The organism is Streptomyces sp. NPDC048191 (assembly GCF_040652655.1).
Classification (GTDB): domain Bacteria; phylum Actinomycetota; class Actinomycetes; order Streptomycetales; family Streptomycetaceae; genus Streptomyces.
The window spans coordinates 1-15313 of record NZ_JBEZMO010000010.1; the positions used below are offsets into that span (position 1 = coordinate 1).

The 15313-nt window shown below is 68.8% G+C and carries 14 protein-coding genes and 1 pseudogene; 2 read left to right on the forward strand and 13 right to left on the reverse strand.

Annotated elements, in window-relative coordinates:
• Positions 1 to 113: 113 nt before the first annotated feature.
• The 11 genes and pseudogenes from AB0D93_RS18235 to AB0D93_RS18285 form a co-directional block, all read right to left on the reverse strand.
• Positions 114 to 1790 (reverse strand): acetolactate synthase large subunit, encoded by a 1677-nt coding sequence (locus AB0D93_RS18235; protein WP_362120395.1) that lies wholly within the window; start codon positions 1788 to 1790, stop codon positions 114 to 116.
• An 882-nt stretch (positions 1791 to 2672) separates the two neighbouring features.
• Positions 2673 to 3140 (reverse strand): nuclear transport factor 2 family protein, encoded by a 468-nt coding sequence (locus tag AB0D93_RS18240; protein WP_362120397.1) that lies wholly within the window; start codon positions 3138 to 3140, stop codon positions 2673 to 2675.
• Positions 3141 to 3154: 14 nt separating this feature from the next.
• Complete coding sequence (locus AB0D93_RS18245; protein ID WP_362120399.1) at positions 3155 to 4102, reverse strand: pyridoxamine 5'-phosphate oxidase family protein; 948 nt, start codon at positions 4100 to 4102, stop codon at positions 3155 to 3157.
• Between the two features lie 536 nt (positions 4103 to 4638).
• On the reverse strand, positions 4639 to 5214 hold the full coding sequence (locus AB0D93_RS18250; RefSeq protein WP_362120819.1) for a TetR/AcrR family transcriptional regulator: 576 nt from the start codon (positions 5212 to 5214) through the stop codon (positions 4639 to 4641).
• Between the two features lie 139 nt (positions 5215 to 5353).
• Entirely contained in the window at positions 5354 to 5812 is a 459-nt protein-coding gene (locus AB0D93_RS18255) for an ATP-binding protein (protein WP_362120401.1), read from the reverse strand.
• 457 nt (positions 5813 to 6269) lie between these two features.
• Positions 6270 to 6743, reverse strand: coding sequence for a nuclear transport factor 2 family protein (locus tag AB0D93_RS18260; protein ID WP_362120403.1), 474 nt, complete (start codon positions 6741 to 6743; stop codon positions 6270 to 6272).
• Positions 6744 to 6773: 30 nt separating this feature from the next.
• Entirely contained in the window at positions 6774 to 7400 is a 627-nt protein-coding gene (locus AB0D93_RS18265; RefSeq protein ID WP_362120821.1) for a transposase, read from the reverse strand.
• 54 nt (positions 7401 to 7454) lie between these two features.
• Positions 7455 to 7709: pseudogene (locus AB0D93_RS18270) on the reverse strand (transposase); the annotation flags it as partial.
• Between the two features lie 463 nt (positions 7710 to 8172).
• Complete coding sequence (locus AB0D93_RS18275) at positions 8173 to 8760, reverse strand: TetR/AcrR family transcriptional regulator (RefSeq protein ID WP_362120405.1); 588 nt, start codon at positions 8758 to 8760, stop codon at positions 8173 to 8175.
• A gap of 915 nt (positions 8761 to 9675) precedes the next feature.
• Positions 9676 to 10176 (reverse strand): DNA starvation/stationary phase protection protein, encoded by a 501-nt coding sequence (locus AB0D93_RS18280; protein ID WP_362120407.1) that lies wholly within the window; start codon positions 10174 to 10176, stop codon positions 9676 to 9678.
• Between the two features lie 349 nt (positions 10177 to 10525).
• The gene (locus AB0D93_RS18285) at positions 10526 to 11365 is read right to left on the reverse strand and encodes an alpha/beta hydrolase (RefSeq protein WP_362120409.1); all 840 of its coding nucleotides are present in this window, start codon (positions 11363 to 11365) and stop codon (positions 10526 to 10528) included.
• Between the two features lie 699 nt (positions 11366 to 12064).
• On the opposite strand from AB0D93_RS18285, the gene AB0D93_RS18290 reads away from it, so the two are divergent.
• Both AB0D93_RS18290 and AB0D93_RS18295 read left to right on the forward strand, forming a co-directional pair.
• Positions 12065 to 13381 (forward strand): aminotransferase class I/II-fold pyridoxal phosphate-dependent enzyme, encoded by a 1317-nt coding sequence (locus tag AB0D93_RS18290; protein ID WP_362120411.1) that lies wholly within the window; start codon positions 12065 to 12067, stop codon positions 13379 to 13381.
• Positions 13382 to 13464: 83 nt separating this feature from the next.
• A complete protein-coding gene (locus AB0D93_RS18295) occupies positions 13465 to 14184 on the forward strand; it encodes a hypothetical protein (protein ID WP_362120413.1) in 720 nt (239 codons plus the stop codon).
• Between the two features lie 178 nt (positions 14185 to 14362).
• Here the strand turns inward: AB0D93_RS18295 and AB0D93_RS18300 are convergent, their stop codons facing one another.
• A complete protein-coding gene (locus tag AB0D93_RS18300; protein ID WP_362120415.1) occupies positions 14363 to 14656 on the reverse strand; it encodes a hypothetical protein in 294 nt (97 codons plus the stop codon).
• 51 nt (positions 14657 to 14707) lie between these two features.
• Positions 14708 to 15313: a hypothetical protein gene (locus tag AB0D93_RS18305; RefSeq protein ID WP_362120417.1), complete on the reverse strand. Its 606-nt coding sequence runs from the start codon at positions 15311 to 15313 to the stop codon at positions 14708 to 14710.

Below are 15313 nucleotides of genomic sequence, written 5' to 3' on the forward strand. Positions count from 1 at the left end.
CCGCCGCCGCATGTGCCGCCCGACCTGGACCGTTGCCCCCAGCACGACATGGGGTCGCGGTGAGGCGGCGGAGCTTTGCGCTCACTTGGGCCCCGGGATCAGCCAGAACGACGTCAGAGTGCGGCGTCCAGTTGGCCGAGGCGGGCGGTGAGCCTGAGATTTTCGCTGTAGTCGACGGGGCAGGCGATGATGGAGACTCCGGGGTCGTCCAGGGCTGTTCGCAGCGTTGGCAGCAGTTCCTCCGCGTCGGCAATCCGGTATCCCGTGGCTCCGAAGCTCTCCGCGTAGCGGACGATGTCGGGATTGCCGAAGGCGGTGGCGTCGTGTTCGCCGAGCGTCAGGTCCATCTTCCACTCGATGAGCCCGTAGCCGTTGTCCTCCCAGATCAGCACGGTGAGCGGGATGGCTTCGCGGACGGCAGTTTCGATCTCCTGGGAGTGCATGAGGAACGAACCGTCGCCGACCGCGGCCAGCACCTTGACGTCCGGTTCGGCCAGGGCCACGGCGAGCGCTCCGGGCAGTGCGAAACCCATTGCGGACAGGCCGTTGGAGATCAGGCAGGTGTTGGGCGCGTACGTGGGGTACAGCCGCGCCATCCACATCTTCAGGGCGCCGGTGTCGACGAGTACGACATCGTCCCTCCCCAGAGCGGCGCGGGTGTCGGCAACGATGCGCTGCGGTGCGAGCGGGTACCGGCCGTCGGCACGTCCGCGATCCAGCTCGGCTTGCACCATTTCGCGGCACCTGGCCGGGGCCGGCCCGCGGAAGCGGTCGCAGACGGCGGCCGACAGCGCGTCCAGGGACTGCGAGATGTCGCCGATGATGCCAAGGTCGATCGAGTAGTGCGCGTCGACCTCAGCGGGGATGCGGTGCACGTGGATGATTTTCTTGTCGCGTTGGGGGTTGATCCGGGCGGGATCGAACTCCTGCAGTTCATAGCCGACGGCGATGATCAGGTCGGCCGCGTCGAAACCGAAGTTGGTGTAGTCGCGGCGCATGAAGCCGATCGAGCCCATGGAGTTGATGAGGTCGTCGGCAATGACTCCTTTGCCATGGAAGGTGGTTGCCACCGGCAGTCCGAGGGAGCCGGCGAAAGCGGTGAGCGATGTGGCCGCGGCGCTGCGGGCGGCGCCGTGGCCGGCCAGCACGATGGGGTGGCGAGCGCTGCGCAGGAGTGCTGCGGCGCGGGCGATCTGGCCCGGCGACGGTGCCTCGGCGCGCACCACGTAGCGAGGCAGCGGTTGCAGCTCGGCGGCGGCGGGCGCGGCGTCGACGTCCTCGGGTACCGCCAGGTACACCGCGCCGGGCCGCTCGGTTTCGGCGGTCTTGAACGCGCGGCGCAGCATTTCGGGGATAGCGCTGGCGCTGGGGACGCTGGCCGACCACTTGGTGATCGGGGCGAACATGTTGACCAGGTCAACGAACTGGTGGGTTTCCTTGTAGTTGCGGTTGTGGCCGACCTGCGCTGACAGGGCAACCAGGGGGGTGCTGTTGGTCATGGCGTCGGCGACACCGAGCTGAAGGTTGATGGCTCCCGGGCCGAGCGTGGCCGAGACCACCCCGGCCGTACCGGTGACCCGGCCGTACATCTCGGCCATGAATGAGGCGGCCTGTTCGTGGCGGGTCAGGATGTACCGGATGCCGGAGCGCGCCAGGGCGAAGGTCAGGTGAAGGTTCTCCTCGCCGGGAAGGCCGAAGACGACGCGGACACCTTCGTTCTCCAGGCAGCGGACCAGCAGTTCCGCTGCGGTGTGCCGATCGCGGTCTGAGAATTCGCTGGGCCCGGTCATGGCACGCCTTCCTTGCCGGGGTCCATATCCAAGCTACGCCTCCCTCGGGGTCCGGACCCACCGCAGTCGCGTGGGGGACCGCGTCGGCTGGCCGGGGGTCACTCCGAGTCCGTCACACCGTGATCACCGGCGGCTAGAGCATGGCGCGCGAGGTGGCCGATGCGAGGCCGGCGCTGCCGCGCGCCTTCTGGCGGCTGCGGACCACCATGCTCGTCAAACCGACTCGGCGGCTTCGCAGTCGTCCCTCCTGTCGCTCCATCTGACGCTGGAACGGGGCTGTTCGGCGTCCTTCGCCGGTTTCGTCACGCGGTCTACGGCGTCGGCGGCGCCGTGGCGCGGTCGACGGTGGCGTGCTCGCGGACCGCCTGGGCAGGCGGGGTGGCCCCTGTTGGCGTGGCCGAAAGAACCGGCGAACTCGTGGCCAAAGTGAGTACGTTGCCGCACAAACGGCACCACGCCGAGCTCCCCGTCACCGCCATACGGACCTGGAATGGGAGTTCATCGAGCGCTACCTGCCAATTGGCAGGTTCGGCCCGACCTTGAGCGGCCGCGGTGGCAGTTCGAGGGGTTGCTGCGCGGTTCAAGACGGGCTGCAGTAGCGGGAGATGCCGGGCGAGTTCGGTGCCGGGCCGGCCGTCCACAACCGATTCCGGATCGCTGAAGCGAAGCGGGGTGAGGTGGACTTGCCCCTGGTCACTGGTGCAACGAGGACGGGAAACCGCCCAGGAGGACCAGCTTCGGTGCGCCAGGCTCACCGGCTTCCCGGTGGAACACCCGGTGTCCAGCCACGTCGATGGTGCGGAAGCTTGAGGGTCATGGCCATTCACTCGTTGCTGTGCCATGCGCAGGCACCGTCATGGGCGCCTTGGACCTGCGGTGGCTTCAGGCGAGGGGGATGTCGTGCCCGGGTCCGCGCTCGCTGTCGGGGCGGGGGCCGAAGTAGCGGCGGTCTTCCTCGTTGATGGGCAGGTCGTTGATGCTGGCCTCGCGGCGGCGCATCAGACCGTTGTCGGCGAACTCCCACAGTTCGTTGCCGTAGGAGCGGAACCACTGGCCTTCGGCGTTGTGCCACTCGTACTGGAAGCGGACAGCCATCCGGGTACCACGGAAGCCCCACAGGCTCTTGCGCAGGACGTAGTCGAGTTCGTGTTCCCACTTGTTGGTGAGGAACTCGGTGATCTCTTCTCGGCCGGTGACGAGGACATCGCGGTCACGCCAAGCGGAGTCCTCGGTGCAGGCGAGGGCGACCTGAGACGGGTCGCGGGTGTTCCAGACGTCTTCGGCGGCTTGGACCTGGGCGAGGGCGCTGTCGATGTCGAACGGAGGGACGAGCGGGTGGCTGTCGGTCATGGCGGGGCGGTCCTTCATTGTGCGGTGGGCTGGTCGGTCAGCGGCGGGTTGTCGGGGGCTGCGGTAACTGTGTCGGCCTGGAGCGGCAGCAGGCGGCCGGCCACGAGATGGCGGGGGGTGAAGTGGACGCGGCGGCCGGTGCGGTCGTCGTCGCCGGGGATGCCCGTGCGGGTCCATTCCAGGGCGGCCCGACCGGACAGGTGCAGGGTGTGGCCGGTGGTGAAGTCGCAGAAGAGCAGGGCGGCGGTGGGGTCGGCCTGAAGATTGCCGAGGGTGTTGAACATGTTGTTGCCCCAATAGTCGGGCCACCACAGTCGTCCGTCCTCGACGCGGACGAATCCGGGAGGACCGCCGCGGTGTGAGGCGTCGTTGCCGCGGGTGGCGTGGGTGGTGCCGATCAGGAAGGTGTCGGACCGGCGGATCAGTTCGATGTCGCTGGCGGCGAGGGTGCTGGCGATCCGGACCGGCTCCCGGTGAGGGATACCGGCGGGCGTGGCGTGGAGTTGCCGGCTCTGGATGTACTGGGGGCAGTTGCCGTATGCCTGCTCCACGTCGATGCGCAGGCCGTCGCTCCCGGTGGCGGAGAGGGTGCCGTTGATCCGCAGGCGTCTGCGGGTGGCGTACTCGACCACGATCAGCCCGGCCGGCTGGGCCGCCGGTAGGTGATGCAGTGGGTCGCCTTCGGCGGGCAGTGCCCGCACGGTGAGGTCTGCCGACGAGGCGACGTGGAGGAACCCGGGCGGGCCGGTGAGCGGGGAGACCCACAGCGTGCCGTCTACGGCGCGGGCGGTGATCGCGGCGAAGGTCCGCTCGGCCAGGAAGCGGGCCACGCCGCCGCGCAGCTGGGCGGGGGCCAGCATGCCGGCGAGCCGTGCCGCGTCCATGACTACGCCTGCCTGAATCTGGACGTCCAGCTCGCCGTCGTGGAAGCCCACCGGGGTGCTCCGTGCCGGGTCTGTCATCGTTCTTCCTTCCACGGGCGGTCGGGGGTGTCGCCGACCGGCGGGCGAGGGGGCCGCCGGCCCGGCCCTGGTCGGGTGGGGGCGGGCCGGCGGGGCGGGTGCGGGTCAGACCGCGGAGCGCGGCGTGACCACGGGCCAGTCGTTGTCGACCTGGCGAGGATGTCGAAGTAGTTCGTGCGGACGTTCAGGGCCAGGTGGGCGACGACCTCGCCGATCTCGGCGCCCGAGGCGCCCGAGACGCCCGAGACGCCCGAGGCGCCCGAGGCGCCCGCGTCGCGCGCGTCGCGCGCGGCCTGCAGGGCGCCGTCGTCGACACGGCCGTACCGCGGGCGATGGCGTCGGACAGAGTCAGCAGTAGACCGATGGAAGAACGTCGCCGAGCTCGTTCAAGCTGTCCCCCGCTCTGCACGCCAACACTGGAAAGGGTCAGAAAGCCTCTACCGAGGACCAGCCTCACGTGCGCCCTGCTCACTTGCTCACTGGGGGGCACCTCGGAGGGAACGGAAGCCGGGCTGTGAGTGAAGGCGGCCGCGTGCTCAGTCAGCGGGGGCGATGCCTGTGTGAGCGGTCCGCAGCAGGGTACGGGCGGCGTCCTTGGCGTGACGGGCGGGCTCTGGAGACCCGGAGATGGCCGCTGTGGTCATCGCGCCCTCGGCGAGGAGAAGGAGCTGGTCAGTCAGCCACGCGGGCGCATCCGTGGCGACCACGAGATCGGCAAGATAACGCCGGAAGGCATCCTTGTGGGCTTTGGCGCAATCGGCCACAGCCGGGGAGGTCGCTCCCAGCTCCCCGAAGGAGTTGATGAAGCCGCAGCCGCGAAACCCCTGCTCGTTGAACCAGAGGAACAGCCAGTCGAAGACCGCCAGAATCCGCTGCTCGGGTGAGTCGTAGGTATCCACGTACTGGGCAAGATCGCGGAGCCACCTCGCATCCCGCCGCCTCAGGTACGCCTCGACCAGGGAATCCTTGGAAGGGAAGATCTGGTACAGGCGCTTGAGGGGCACGCCGGAGGCGGTGCGGATCGCATCCATTCCCACCGACTGAATGCCTCGGCCGTAGAGCAGTTCCTCGGCAGCGTCGAGGATCCGCTGCTCAGTCGTTTCGAGTTCCACTTCACTCACCTCGTTTCTCGAAAACGGTCGTTCTCGTACGGTGCAGCGCACCAGGCCGCACGCATACTCCCGGGTGCGGGCCAGCTCGTCGCCGTACGCGCCTGCCCGGATCAGGGCCGGGCTGTTGCCCGCTGCCCACTCAAGCGAGCACAAGGTCAGCGCGGGATGCCCCGGCCGGTGCGGTGGCGACGCGCACACCGGCGCGGTCCCGTCGGCGATGCCGTTCCTCAAGCGTCTCGGTCCAGTCCGCCAGCAACTCAACGATGCCTACGCCGCGGCCGTGCTCATCAGGGGCACCGGTGCAGCGAGGGTGGGGCGAGGGCGCCGTGGCGCCGGAGCCGACAACCTCGATACGCACGGCGCGGCCTTCGAACGTGAGGCTCACGATCATGTCGGCCCGTCCGTGCTGGGCCGCGTTCCCCGCAAGCTCGCCGACGATCAGCAGGACGGAGTCCTGATCCTCCGGGACGACGTTCCATCGGGCCAGCAGGGACGCGGCGAAGTGGCGGGCGGTGTGCACCCAGCGCTCCTCGGCGGGAAGGGCGATCATGCCGTGCCGGTGCATGCCCGTACGAGCATGGGCCAGCGCCGGGGTCACGGGGGCTGTCCGGGGCTGCTCGCCGGACAAGGGCAGCGCCATCGGCGCGGGTTGCGTTGCGGTGCGCGAGAGAGTCATGGGAACGCCATCCGAACTTTCCGAGCCCACATCAAGAGGCTCATGTTCTGCAGCTTCTTTGCGCGGCGGCTGAACCGGCAATCCGTCCGGCCGGCGGAGGCAGTGTCGTGAGCCTCCGGGCGAGAACGGGCGTTCTATCGATTGAGATCAGACTACAGAACGATGGTTCTCAGTGCAAGAGCGGTGAGGGGGAAAGGCCGACATCCGGAGCTTCCCTCGCGCTCACCGCAGGTGAGAGGGGCTTCAAGGCCTGCGAGGGAATCCTGAGCCCAAGCCCTCCAGGTGCGCGGCGGCCTCTGCCGCAGGTACAGCCTCACGCACGAACGGCCGCGCCGTGGATCCGGCGTCGGGCCCGGATCCACGGCGTGGGGGTGGCCGGTCAGAGGCCGAGGTCGCTCAGGCCGGGGTGGTCGTCGGGGCGGCGTCCGAGGGGCCAGTGGAACTTGCGCTCCGATTCCTTGATGGGAAGTTCGTTGATGCAGGCGTAGCGGTGGTGCATCAGGCCGTTGTCGTCGAACTCCCAGTTCTCGTTGCCGTAGGCGCGGAACCAGTTGCCCGAATCGTCGTGGTACTCGTAGGCGAAGCGGACGGCGATGCGGTTGCCGTCGAAGGCCCACAGCTCCTTGATGAGCCGGTAGTCCAGCTCCCGGTTCCACTTGCGGGTGAGGAAGGCGACGATCTCGTCGTAGCCGGTGACGAACTCCGCGCGGTTGCGCCAGTAGGAGTCCGGGGTGTAGGCGAGGGCGACCTTTTCCGGGTTGCGGGAGTTCCAGCCGTCTTCCGCCAGGCGGGCCTTCTGGATGGCGGTCTCCCGGGTGAACGGCGGGAACGGGGGGCGCGGTTCGTGACTCATGTCGCTTCCTTCGGTTGTACTCGGGCCCACTCAAGTGTGGGCACCCTCGACGGCAACCGCATCGCGGCAGTCGGCCGACCAGGCAGAGAACGGGCGTTCTCTACGTCCTCCCACGATAGTAGAACGTTGGTTCTCACGCAAGCTGCTGCATTCGATTGCGTGATTCCGATCCGTCCACGATGTCCAGCCCAGTTCTCGTCCTGGACCTTCACTGAACAGGCCCGGCCTCGGCCCTGGTTGTCTGGACGGGCACGATCGGCGACTGCTACGAGGGGTCCCACACCGGCTCTTCAGAGATGAGCAGTGCGGAGGTGTCCGCGGGCCCCGGAGAGCGGTGACGCAGGGTGTCCGAAGCCGTTGTTTGTCGGCATTGCGAAAGCCGAACGCCGCGCGGGCGACAAGCTTGATCACACGGTTGATGCCTTCGCTCCTGGCGTTGTTGTGCGGTGTCGATGAATGCGGCGGACTTGGGCCATCAGCGGTCGACGGGGACGACGAGCTGCCGCATCTCGGGGATGTCGGAATCCGCGCACCATATGAAGGAAACTTCCAGCGGGGTTGGCCGACTTGGTTCCGGTCTGCACCAGTTCTGGCCAGAGCGAGGAGGCTGCGCAGGTTCTCCTTGGCGATCCATGTCCTCAGCAGGGTCTGCCCGATTGCCCCTCGCCGAGCGCGTTCCGCATCGTCGCGAACTGCTCGTCGGTGAGGTCCTCACGGCTGTGCAGGCGTCGGCGGGCCGACCGCTCCCGATCGGTGGCTCGTCCGCGTCGGCCGCGGACCTCGGCAGTGGTGCGGCGCCGGGCCGCCGAGGGCATGCTGCACCACGTGGAAGCGGTCGATCACGACCCTGGTGTGCGGCAGGCCGGTGCGGATCGCGGCGCGGTAGGTGGCGGACACGTCGATGGCGAAGTGTGTGATGCTCTTTCTCCAGGTCAGCGGGGTGGTGGCGAGCCAGCACCTCGGCGACGCTGCGGTCCTCGACCCGGCCCAGCAGCCCGCCCGCCCCGAGGGCCAGCCGGTGTGCCACCGATCGCGCGCCCCGCCCGTCTGCCGGTGTCAGGGTCTTGTTCCCAGCGCGGCTTGCCCCGGCGGGTCTCACCGATGCCCAGCACGTCGACCTCGGGCAAAGATGCGTCGACGACCTCACGGGCCTGGTCATGCAAGGCATCGTCCGGTCGGCGAAGACAGGTACAGATCCCGGCGGCCTGGACGACGGTAGAACCCGGCGTCACGTATCTGGCGTCCGGCCGCGACCCGCAGTCGCATGGTCATCGCGCGCCGGCCGGCAGCTGCGGGGCCTGCTCGGTGGACGACGGGCGCGGGCAGGGCCAGAAGCCCCCACCGAGGACCAGCCTCCCGTGCGCCCTGCCCACTGGGCGGCACCCAGCAGGGAACGGAAGCGGGGCTGCGAGTGAAGTCGACGGCGTGCTCAGGCAGCGGTGACCACGTCTGCGTGAGCGGCCCGCAGCAGGGTGCGGGCGGCGTCCTTGGCGTGACGGGCGGGCTCTGGAGACCCGGAGATGGCCGCTGTGGTCATCGCGCCCTCGGCGAGGAGGACAAGCTGGTCGGTCAGCCACGCGGGCGCGTCCGCGGCGGCCACGAGATCGGCAAGATATCGCCGGAAGGCATCCTTGTGGGCCTTCGCGATGTCGGCCACGGTCGGGGACGCCGCCCCCAGCTCCCCGAAGGAGTTGATGAAGCCGCAGCCGCGGAACCCCTGCTCGTTGAACCAGAGGAACAGCCAGTCGAAGACCGCCAGAATCCGATGCTCGGGTGAGTCGTAGGTATCCACGTGCTGGGCAAGATCGCGGAGCCACCTCGCATCCCGCCGCCTCAGGTACGCCTCGACCAGGGTGTCCTTGGAAGGGAAGGTCCGGTACAGGCGCTTGAGGGGCACGCCGGAGGCGGTGCGGATCGCATCCATTCCCACCGCCTGTATGCCTCGGCCGTAGAATAGTTCCTCGGCAGCGTCAAGGATCCGCTGCTCAGTCGTCTCGGCTTCCACTTCGCTCACCATTCTCGAAAACGGTCGTTCTCCTACCGTACAGCCACCAGGTCGCACAGCACATTCCCGGGCGCGGGCCGGGCACTCGCCGTATGCGCCTGCCCGGATCGGGGCCGGGCGTGTTGCCCGCTGCCCACTCAAGCGAGCGCACGGTCTGCCTGGGGCTGCTCAGCCGGTGCGGTGGCGACGCGGAGGCCGGCGCGGTCCCGCCGGTGATCCCGTTCCTCGAGGGTTTCGGTCCAGTCCGCCAGGAGTTCGACGATGCCCACGCCGCGGCCGTGCTCATCAGGGGCACCGGTGCAGCGAGGGTGGGGCGAGGGCGCCGTGGCGCCGGAGCCGGCAACCTCGATACGCACGGCACGGCCTTCGAATGCGAGCGAGTAGCTCTGTGTAATCGGATTGACGCTCGGTCGGGAGTGGCGAGGCCCGCGTGTATCCCGGCCCGGTCTCACGCGGCTCCGGCGGAACGGGAGCACCGGCGAAGCCCAGGAGGCTTCTCCGGCGTCGAGCTGGGATGCCGTCAGGTCGACGATGCGCGGCCCGCTTCCCGCCGCGGCGGCGGCCTGGCTCACCGGAATGCCTCCGTAGGAGTGGGCGACGACCACCACCGATCCGTCGATCAGCTTCAGCTCGTCCGGGGCACCCCCGCCGCCTCACCGCGACCCCATGTCGTGCTGGGGGAGCGGGAAGCGGGACACCAGGCAGAGCCGCAGGCCGCTCGCCGGCAGGGCGGCCCGAGAGCCCGGCAGGCGGTGAAGTCCGCCGACGCGGAGACGCCGGGATTTTGCCGATCTTGTCGGCCAGACCGGCCTCCGTCGGTCCGCCTTGTCGGATCCGAAACGGACGGCGACGGCGCTGCGAGGGCACCTGTCTCCGCGGTCTCCGGGGCTCCTGTGGCCGGCGTCCTGGGTTGACGAGTCGCTTCCTCTACAACCTTGCTCCGGCTTCGACATGGTCAGCACTCGGCTGCGCGGAAGTGCTCGGCGCGCGGTTCTCGGCGGAGACCATCCATGCGAGCTGCTCAAGGCGACCGATAAAGCCGTGGAGGAGGTCGGCGGTCGTCGGGTCTTCCTCGTCGACCTCGTCGTGGACGTCGCGCATCGTGCCGGTGGCCTGGTAGAGGCGCAGGGTCACCTGGTCGATGGCGTCGTGGGTCGTGATCTCGCCCTCGGGGAACTGGTCGAGGTGACTGGTGGCGGCGACCGTGGAGGATCGCCCGTCCGGGACTGCGTAGAGCGCGCGCATGCGCTCGGCGGTGTCGTCGGCGAACTCACGAGCGGCGTCGACGATCTCGTCGAGCTGCAAGTGGAGGTCGCGGAAGTTGCTCCCGAGGATGTTCCAGTGGGCCTGCTTGCCCTGCAGGTACAGGTCGATGAGGTCCACCAGGACGGCCTGGAGGTTCTTTGTGAGGGTGGGCGATGCGTGCATGAGTGGCGTTCCTTTCGAGGGCGCGAGTCCAGGGGGCCAGTGAGAGGGGCGGGGCGGTTCGGTCGCGGAGCCGCCCCGGTGTGGGAATCGGAAGCCCGCGCGAGCCCGGCCGGAGGCCACGCGTGTAGTTGGGGCGCTGCCCGATAGGGGATCGTTCACCGGAGGCTGTTGTGCGCCGGCGGCTCGAAGCGGGGACGCTGTTGATCCTGCGTGCGATCTGAGGATGCCGACTTCTCGCGAACGCGTGGCCTCCACGCGGTCCGTATGGGGGGTGACGGCTGAGCCGAGACGTTCACGATCATCGCGCGCTTGGCGGGTGGTGATCGTGGACGTCTCGGCTCAAGGACAGTCAGGGCTGCTGGACGAACGCGAGGCTGTCAGGGTTGATGTCGCTGGCATTCACTGTGAGCATTCCGTGCGACAGACCCTCGTAGATCTTCAAGGCCGCATCCTGCAGGAGCTCCGCCTGCTTGAGGGCGGCTTCCTGGTAGGGGACGACCTGGTCGTCGTCGCCCTGTAGGACAAGCACCGGCACGGTGATGGCCTTGAGGTCTGCGGTCTGGTCGGTTTCCGAGAACGCCTTGATGCCCTCGTAGTGGGCAAGGGCGCTTCCCGTCATCCCCTGGCGCCACCAGTTGTCCACGACCTGCTGCGAAAGCGGGACGCCGTCACGGTTGAACCCGTAGAAGGGGCCGGAGGCCACCGCGTGGAAGAACTCTGCCCGGTTGGCCGCCAGAGCGTCGCGGAAGCCGTCGAAGACCGAGACGGGAACACCGTCGGGGTGCTCGGCGGTCTGCACCATCAGTGGGGGCACCGCCGCGACGAGCACCGCCTTCGCGACGCGGCCCTGGGGCTGGCCGAACTTCGCCACGTACCGCGCGACCTGTCCGCCGCCGGTGGAGTGTCCGACGTGCACAACGTTGCGCAGGTCCAGGTGCTGCACGACGGCGTCGACGTCGCTGGCGTAGTGATCCATGTCGTGACCGGAGCCGACGTCGGAGGAACGCCCGTGTCCGCGACGGTCGCTGGCGATCACGCGGTAGCCGTTGGCGAGGAAGTACAGCATCTGCGCGTCCCAGTCGTCCGAGGACAGCGGCCAACCGTGGTGGAACATGATGGGCTGGGCGTCGCGCGGGCCCCAGTCCTTGTAGAAGATCTCGGTGCCATCTTGCGTGGTGACGAACGGCATGTCTTACTCCTTTGGGTCTGTGCGGTATCGCCGCCGCCGGCGGGGTGTGGGTTCCGTTGGCGCGGGTGCACTGTCGCGAGAACGAGCGTTCTCACCAGCAAGCAAAACCGTACGGGAACGATGGTTCTCGCGCAAGACCCACAGGACCACGACCTGGCACCCCTCCCCCCGTGGGGGGTGCCAGGATGCCTCGCCTGGTGGAGCGGTGCATCCGGGGGGAGCCGCCGTGAACGGGCTGGAGGCGAGGGAGTCGAGGGTCGGGGCCGTGAATTTGCAGTCGCCCTGTACGCCGCCCCATACGGAAACCTGGCGCCGCTTGCCCGCGCGCCGCCTACCGCATCCTGAACAGCCGCCTTCAGGACTCCAAGATCATCCCGCGGAGGCTTTTGGGCTCACCCCTGAACCCAGGGGAATGCCACCGGGTGCTCAGCAGACGCGCAGACGGGCTCTGTTGATCTCCCCACCTCAGGTCCGGGAGTGGGGTGCGCATCAGGTCGTGGACGCGCCAACTCCCACCGTGCCGTCGACGAGGTTCCTACCTCCCAGGGCGCCTGAGAGCCGGCCTGACGTACCCGCGGTTGAGTCGCCCGGATGAACGGCTCGCTGGTCTGGCACGGTCGGGAGCTTACTGCTTTGGCATAGGACATATTTCTAATGGCCTATGCCAAACGCTATGGTTGTGGGCGGAGGTGGTGCCCGGTGCAAATCAGCGGGATAGCGGCGACAGAGATCGCGAGCAGTGTGCGGGACCTGATCGCGTCGGGTCAGCTGGCGCCGCAGGACCTGCTCCCGCCGGTGCGCAAGCTGGCCGAGGAGCTGGGGGTGAACCGGAACACGGTGGCCTCGGCGTACCGCCAGCTGGTGGCGGCCGGCGAGGCGGAGACCCGCGGCCGCGGCGGGACTGTCGTGAGTGGGGTGCCGCAACTGGCCAGCGAAGGCGCGTGGTTCGGCGGCCGCCTGATCGATCTGGCCAGCGGCAACCCCGATCCGGAACTGATCCCCGATGCACTGCAGGCGCTCCGGAGCGGTGACTACCGGCCCGCGTTCTACGGCGCACCGTCGGTCGATCCGGACCTCGCCGGCTGCGCGACGGAACAGTTCGCGCCGGACGTGGCCACGGACGGCTTCCGGATTCTGGTCACGCACGGCGCGGTCGATGCCACGGAGCGGCTGCTGACCGCATATCTCACCCGGGGCGACGCGGTCGCGGTGGAGAATCCGTGTTTCCTGGCCAGTATCGGTACCCTGCGGCTGAACGGCCTGCGCACCGTCGCGGTCCCGGTCGACGAGGCAGGGATGCGGCCGGAGGCCCTGCAGGCGGCGTTGGAGGGCGGGGTGCGGGCGGTGGTGTGCACGCCGCGGGCCCACAACCCGACCGGTGTGAGCGTCACCGGCGAGCGCGCCGCCGAACTGCGGTCGGTCCTTGCGGCGCATCCCCAGGTCCTGGTCATCGAGGACGACCACTTCTGGGCCGTCTCCAACGCGCCGTACCACCGGATCACGCCGTCCGAGGTCTCCCGGTGGGCGCTGGTGCGCTCGGTGTCGAAGTTCCTCGGGCCGGATCTTCGGCTCGCGCTCGTCGCGACGGACGAGGAAAGCGCCGAGCGGCTGCAGACGCGGCTGAACACCGGGACGACGTGGGTGAGCCGGCTGCTGCAGCACGCGGTGTACCGGCTGGTGAGTGATCCGCAGGTGCACGAGCTGATCGCCCGCGCGCGCGACGCCTATGCCGAGCGCAGCGCGTTGCTGTTGGCCGAGCTGGCTGAGCGGGGCATCGGCCGTCCGCTCGGCTACCGGCCGGACGGCCTGAACGTCTGGGTGCCGCTGGGCACGGAGGCCCGCCCCATCGCGGATGCACTGGCACGGCGAGGGTGGGCAGTCCAGCCCGGCCACCTCTTCGCAGCCAAGGCCGGCACCAGCCAGGAGATCCGGGTAACCACCTCCACGCTCACCACGCAGCAGGCCCGCGAGTTCACCGACGACCTCGCCGCCGTCCTCCCCGTCCACCCCACCTGATCCGGCCCGGCCATGCCGTCGGCGGCATGAACTACCGCAGCGAACCGCTCCCATCACACACAGACCGAAAGGCCAGCACAGTCATGCGTACCCACATCGTCGTCCACGAGGCGTTCGAGGCCCCGGGGGCCTTCGAGGACTGGGCCAGAGCCCGGGGTCACGACCTCAGCATTTCGCGGGTCTACGAGGGGGACGCGCTGCCCGGGTCCGGACAGGACATCGACCTGCTGATCGTGATGGGCGGCCCCCAGCAGCCCAGCACCACCGTCGAGGAGTGCCCACACTTCGACGCCGCTGCGGAGAAGGCCCTCATCTCTTCCTGTATCGAGGCGGACAAGGCTGTCATCGGTATCTGCCTCGGCGCCCAGCTCGTCGGTGAGTCCCTTGGCGCCGCCTGGGCGCCCAGCCCGAACACGGAGATCGGATCCTTTCCCGTCACACTCACCGACGCCGGCCGCGAGCACCCTTTCCTCGCGGGCTTCGGGGACTCCTTCCACACCGGCCACTGGCACAACGACATGCCGGGCCTCACCGACCACGCGACTGTGCTGGCCACCAGCGCCGGATGCCCCCGCCAGATCGTCGCTTACAGCCGCTACGTGTATGCCTTCCAGTGCCACATGGAGTTCACCCCCGACTGCATCGAGGCCCTGATCGAGCACAGCGAGAACGAACTGGCCGCGCTCACCGACCGGCCATTTGTCCAGCAGCCCGACCAGCTGCGCGCCAACGACTACACCGAGATGAACGCCAAGCTCATGACGTTCCTCGACCGGCTCGCCGCGGACTACACCGCGCGCTGACGAGCGGGCCGCTGAAACAGACCGGTGCTGCTTAGGACGCCACGGCCGCGCAGTTGGCGTTAGCGGGCCTGGTTCAGTGGCCGGGTCAGTTCCCGGTGTGACCGAGCACGACACCTGGTCTGGCAGGACAACTTCGATGCACAAGACCTGCTGGCTCGCCCGTGGCGCGCGAACCGGGTTACCACCGGGCGCGCAGTACACCGTCGCTGTCTGGCAGGGCAGCACAGAGCAGTGGGCGGTGTTCGGCGAGGGACAGAGGCAGGACGCAGGCGGCTCGGGCATCGGCCACGTGGACGGTGAGCTTTTGGTAGTCGGTGTCGTCGACGATCGCATGGCTGATCGTCCCGTCCTGCGCTTCCCAGACGAACTGGATGGCCTCCTCCTGGGGCAATGCGGCTAGGACGGCGCCGACGTTCGGGGTCAGGTCGGGCCAGACGGTCAGCAATGCGCGCGGGCCGAGACCGGCGCGCACTGTGTTGAGGTTCTTCGGTGTGATTCGGTGCCAGCGTGCGGCGCCGCGGACCTAGCTTTCCTCGAGGAGTAGCGCATGCTGTGAGGCCAGCGCGGTGTGCACACGTATCCAGAAGTGCTCGTCGGCCGGCTCCGTCACTTCCGCTTCGTCGACCTCGGCCGCGTAGGGCGAGGCCGTTAGCGGTTCCGGGAAGAGGCCGAGTTCCCGTGTACGGGCCACGGCGTCCGCGCAGGGCCGGTCGCTGCCCACGTACACGTACTGGTCCCACCCGACATGCACGGTAAACAAATCCCCCACCTCCAGTCGGCACCAAGCGCCTTGGCCGCGGAGCATGGCCCGGACCAGTTCCAGGGCGACCGGAAGGGAGACCTCGGCCCCGTCGTGGTAGCCGGTGAGGTCGGGCGGGAAGAGCCCGCCGAGGCCGTGCCCATCAACCGGCGGCTCCACACCGAAGTGGACGAAGCCGGTGACCGTAGGTTCGCGGATCTCCAACCGGTCGATGCCCGATGCCTCCGCGAAGGCGGCGATCGCCGCCAGGTATGCCGCTTCGACAGGTCCGTGGTCGTTGACTGTGTCCTCGGCGCCGGTGTAGTGGCCGTGCTCGTCGCGGTCGGCGGGGTCGTACTTGGTGATCCGGTGAACGAAGGACGGCGGCAC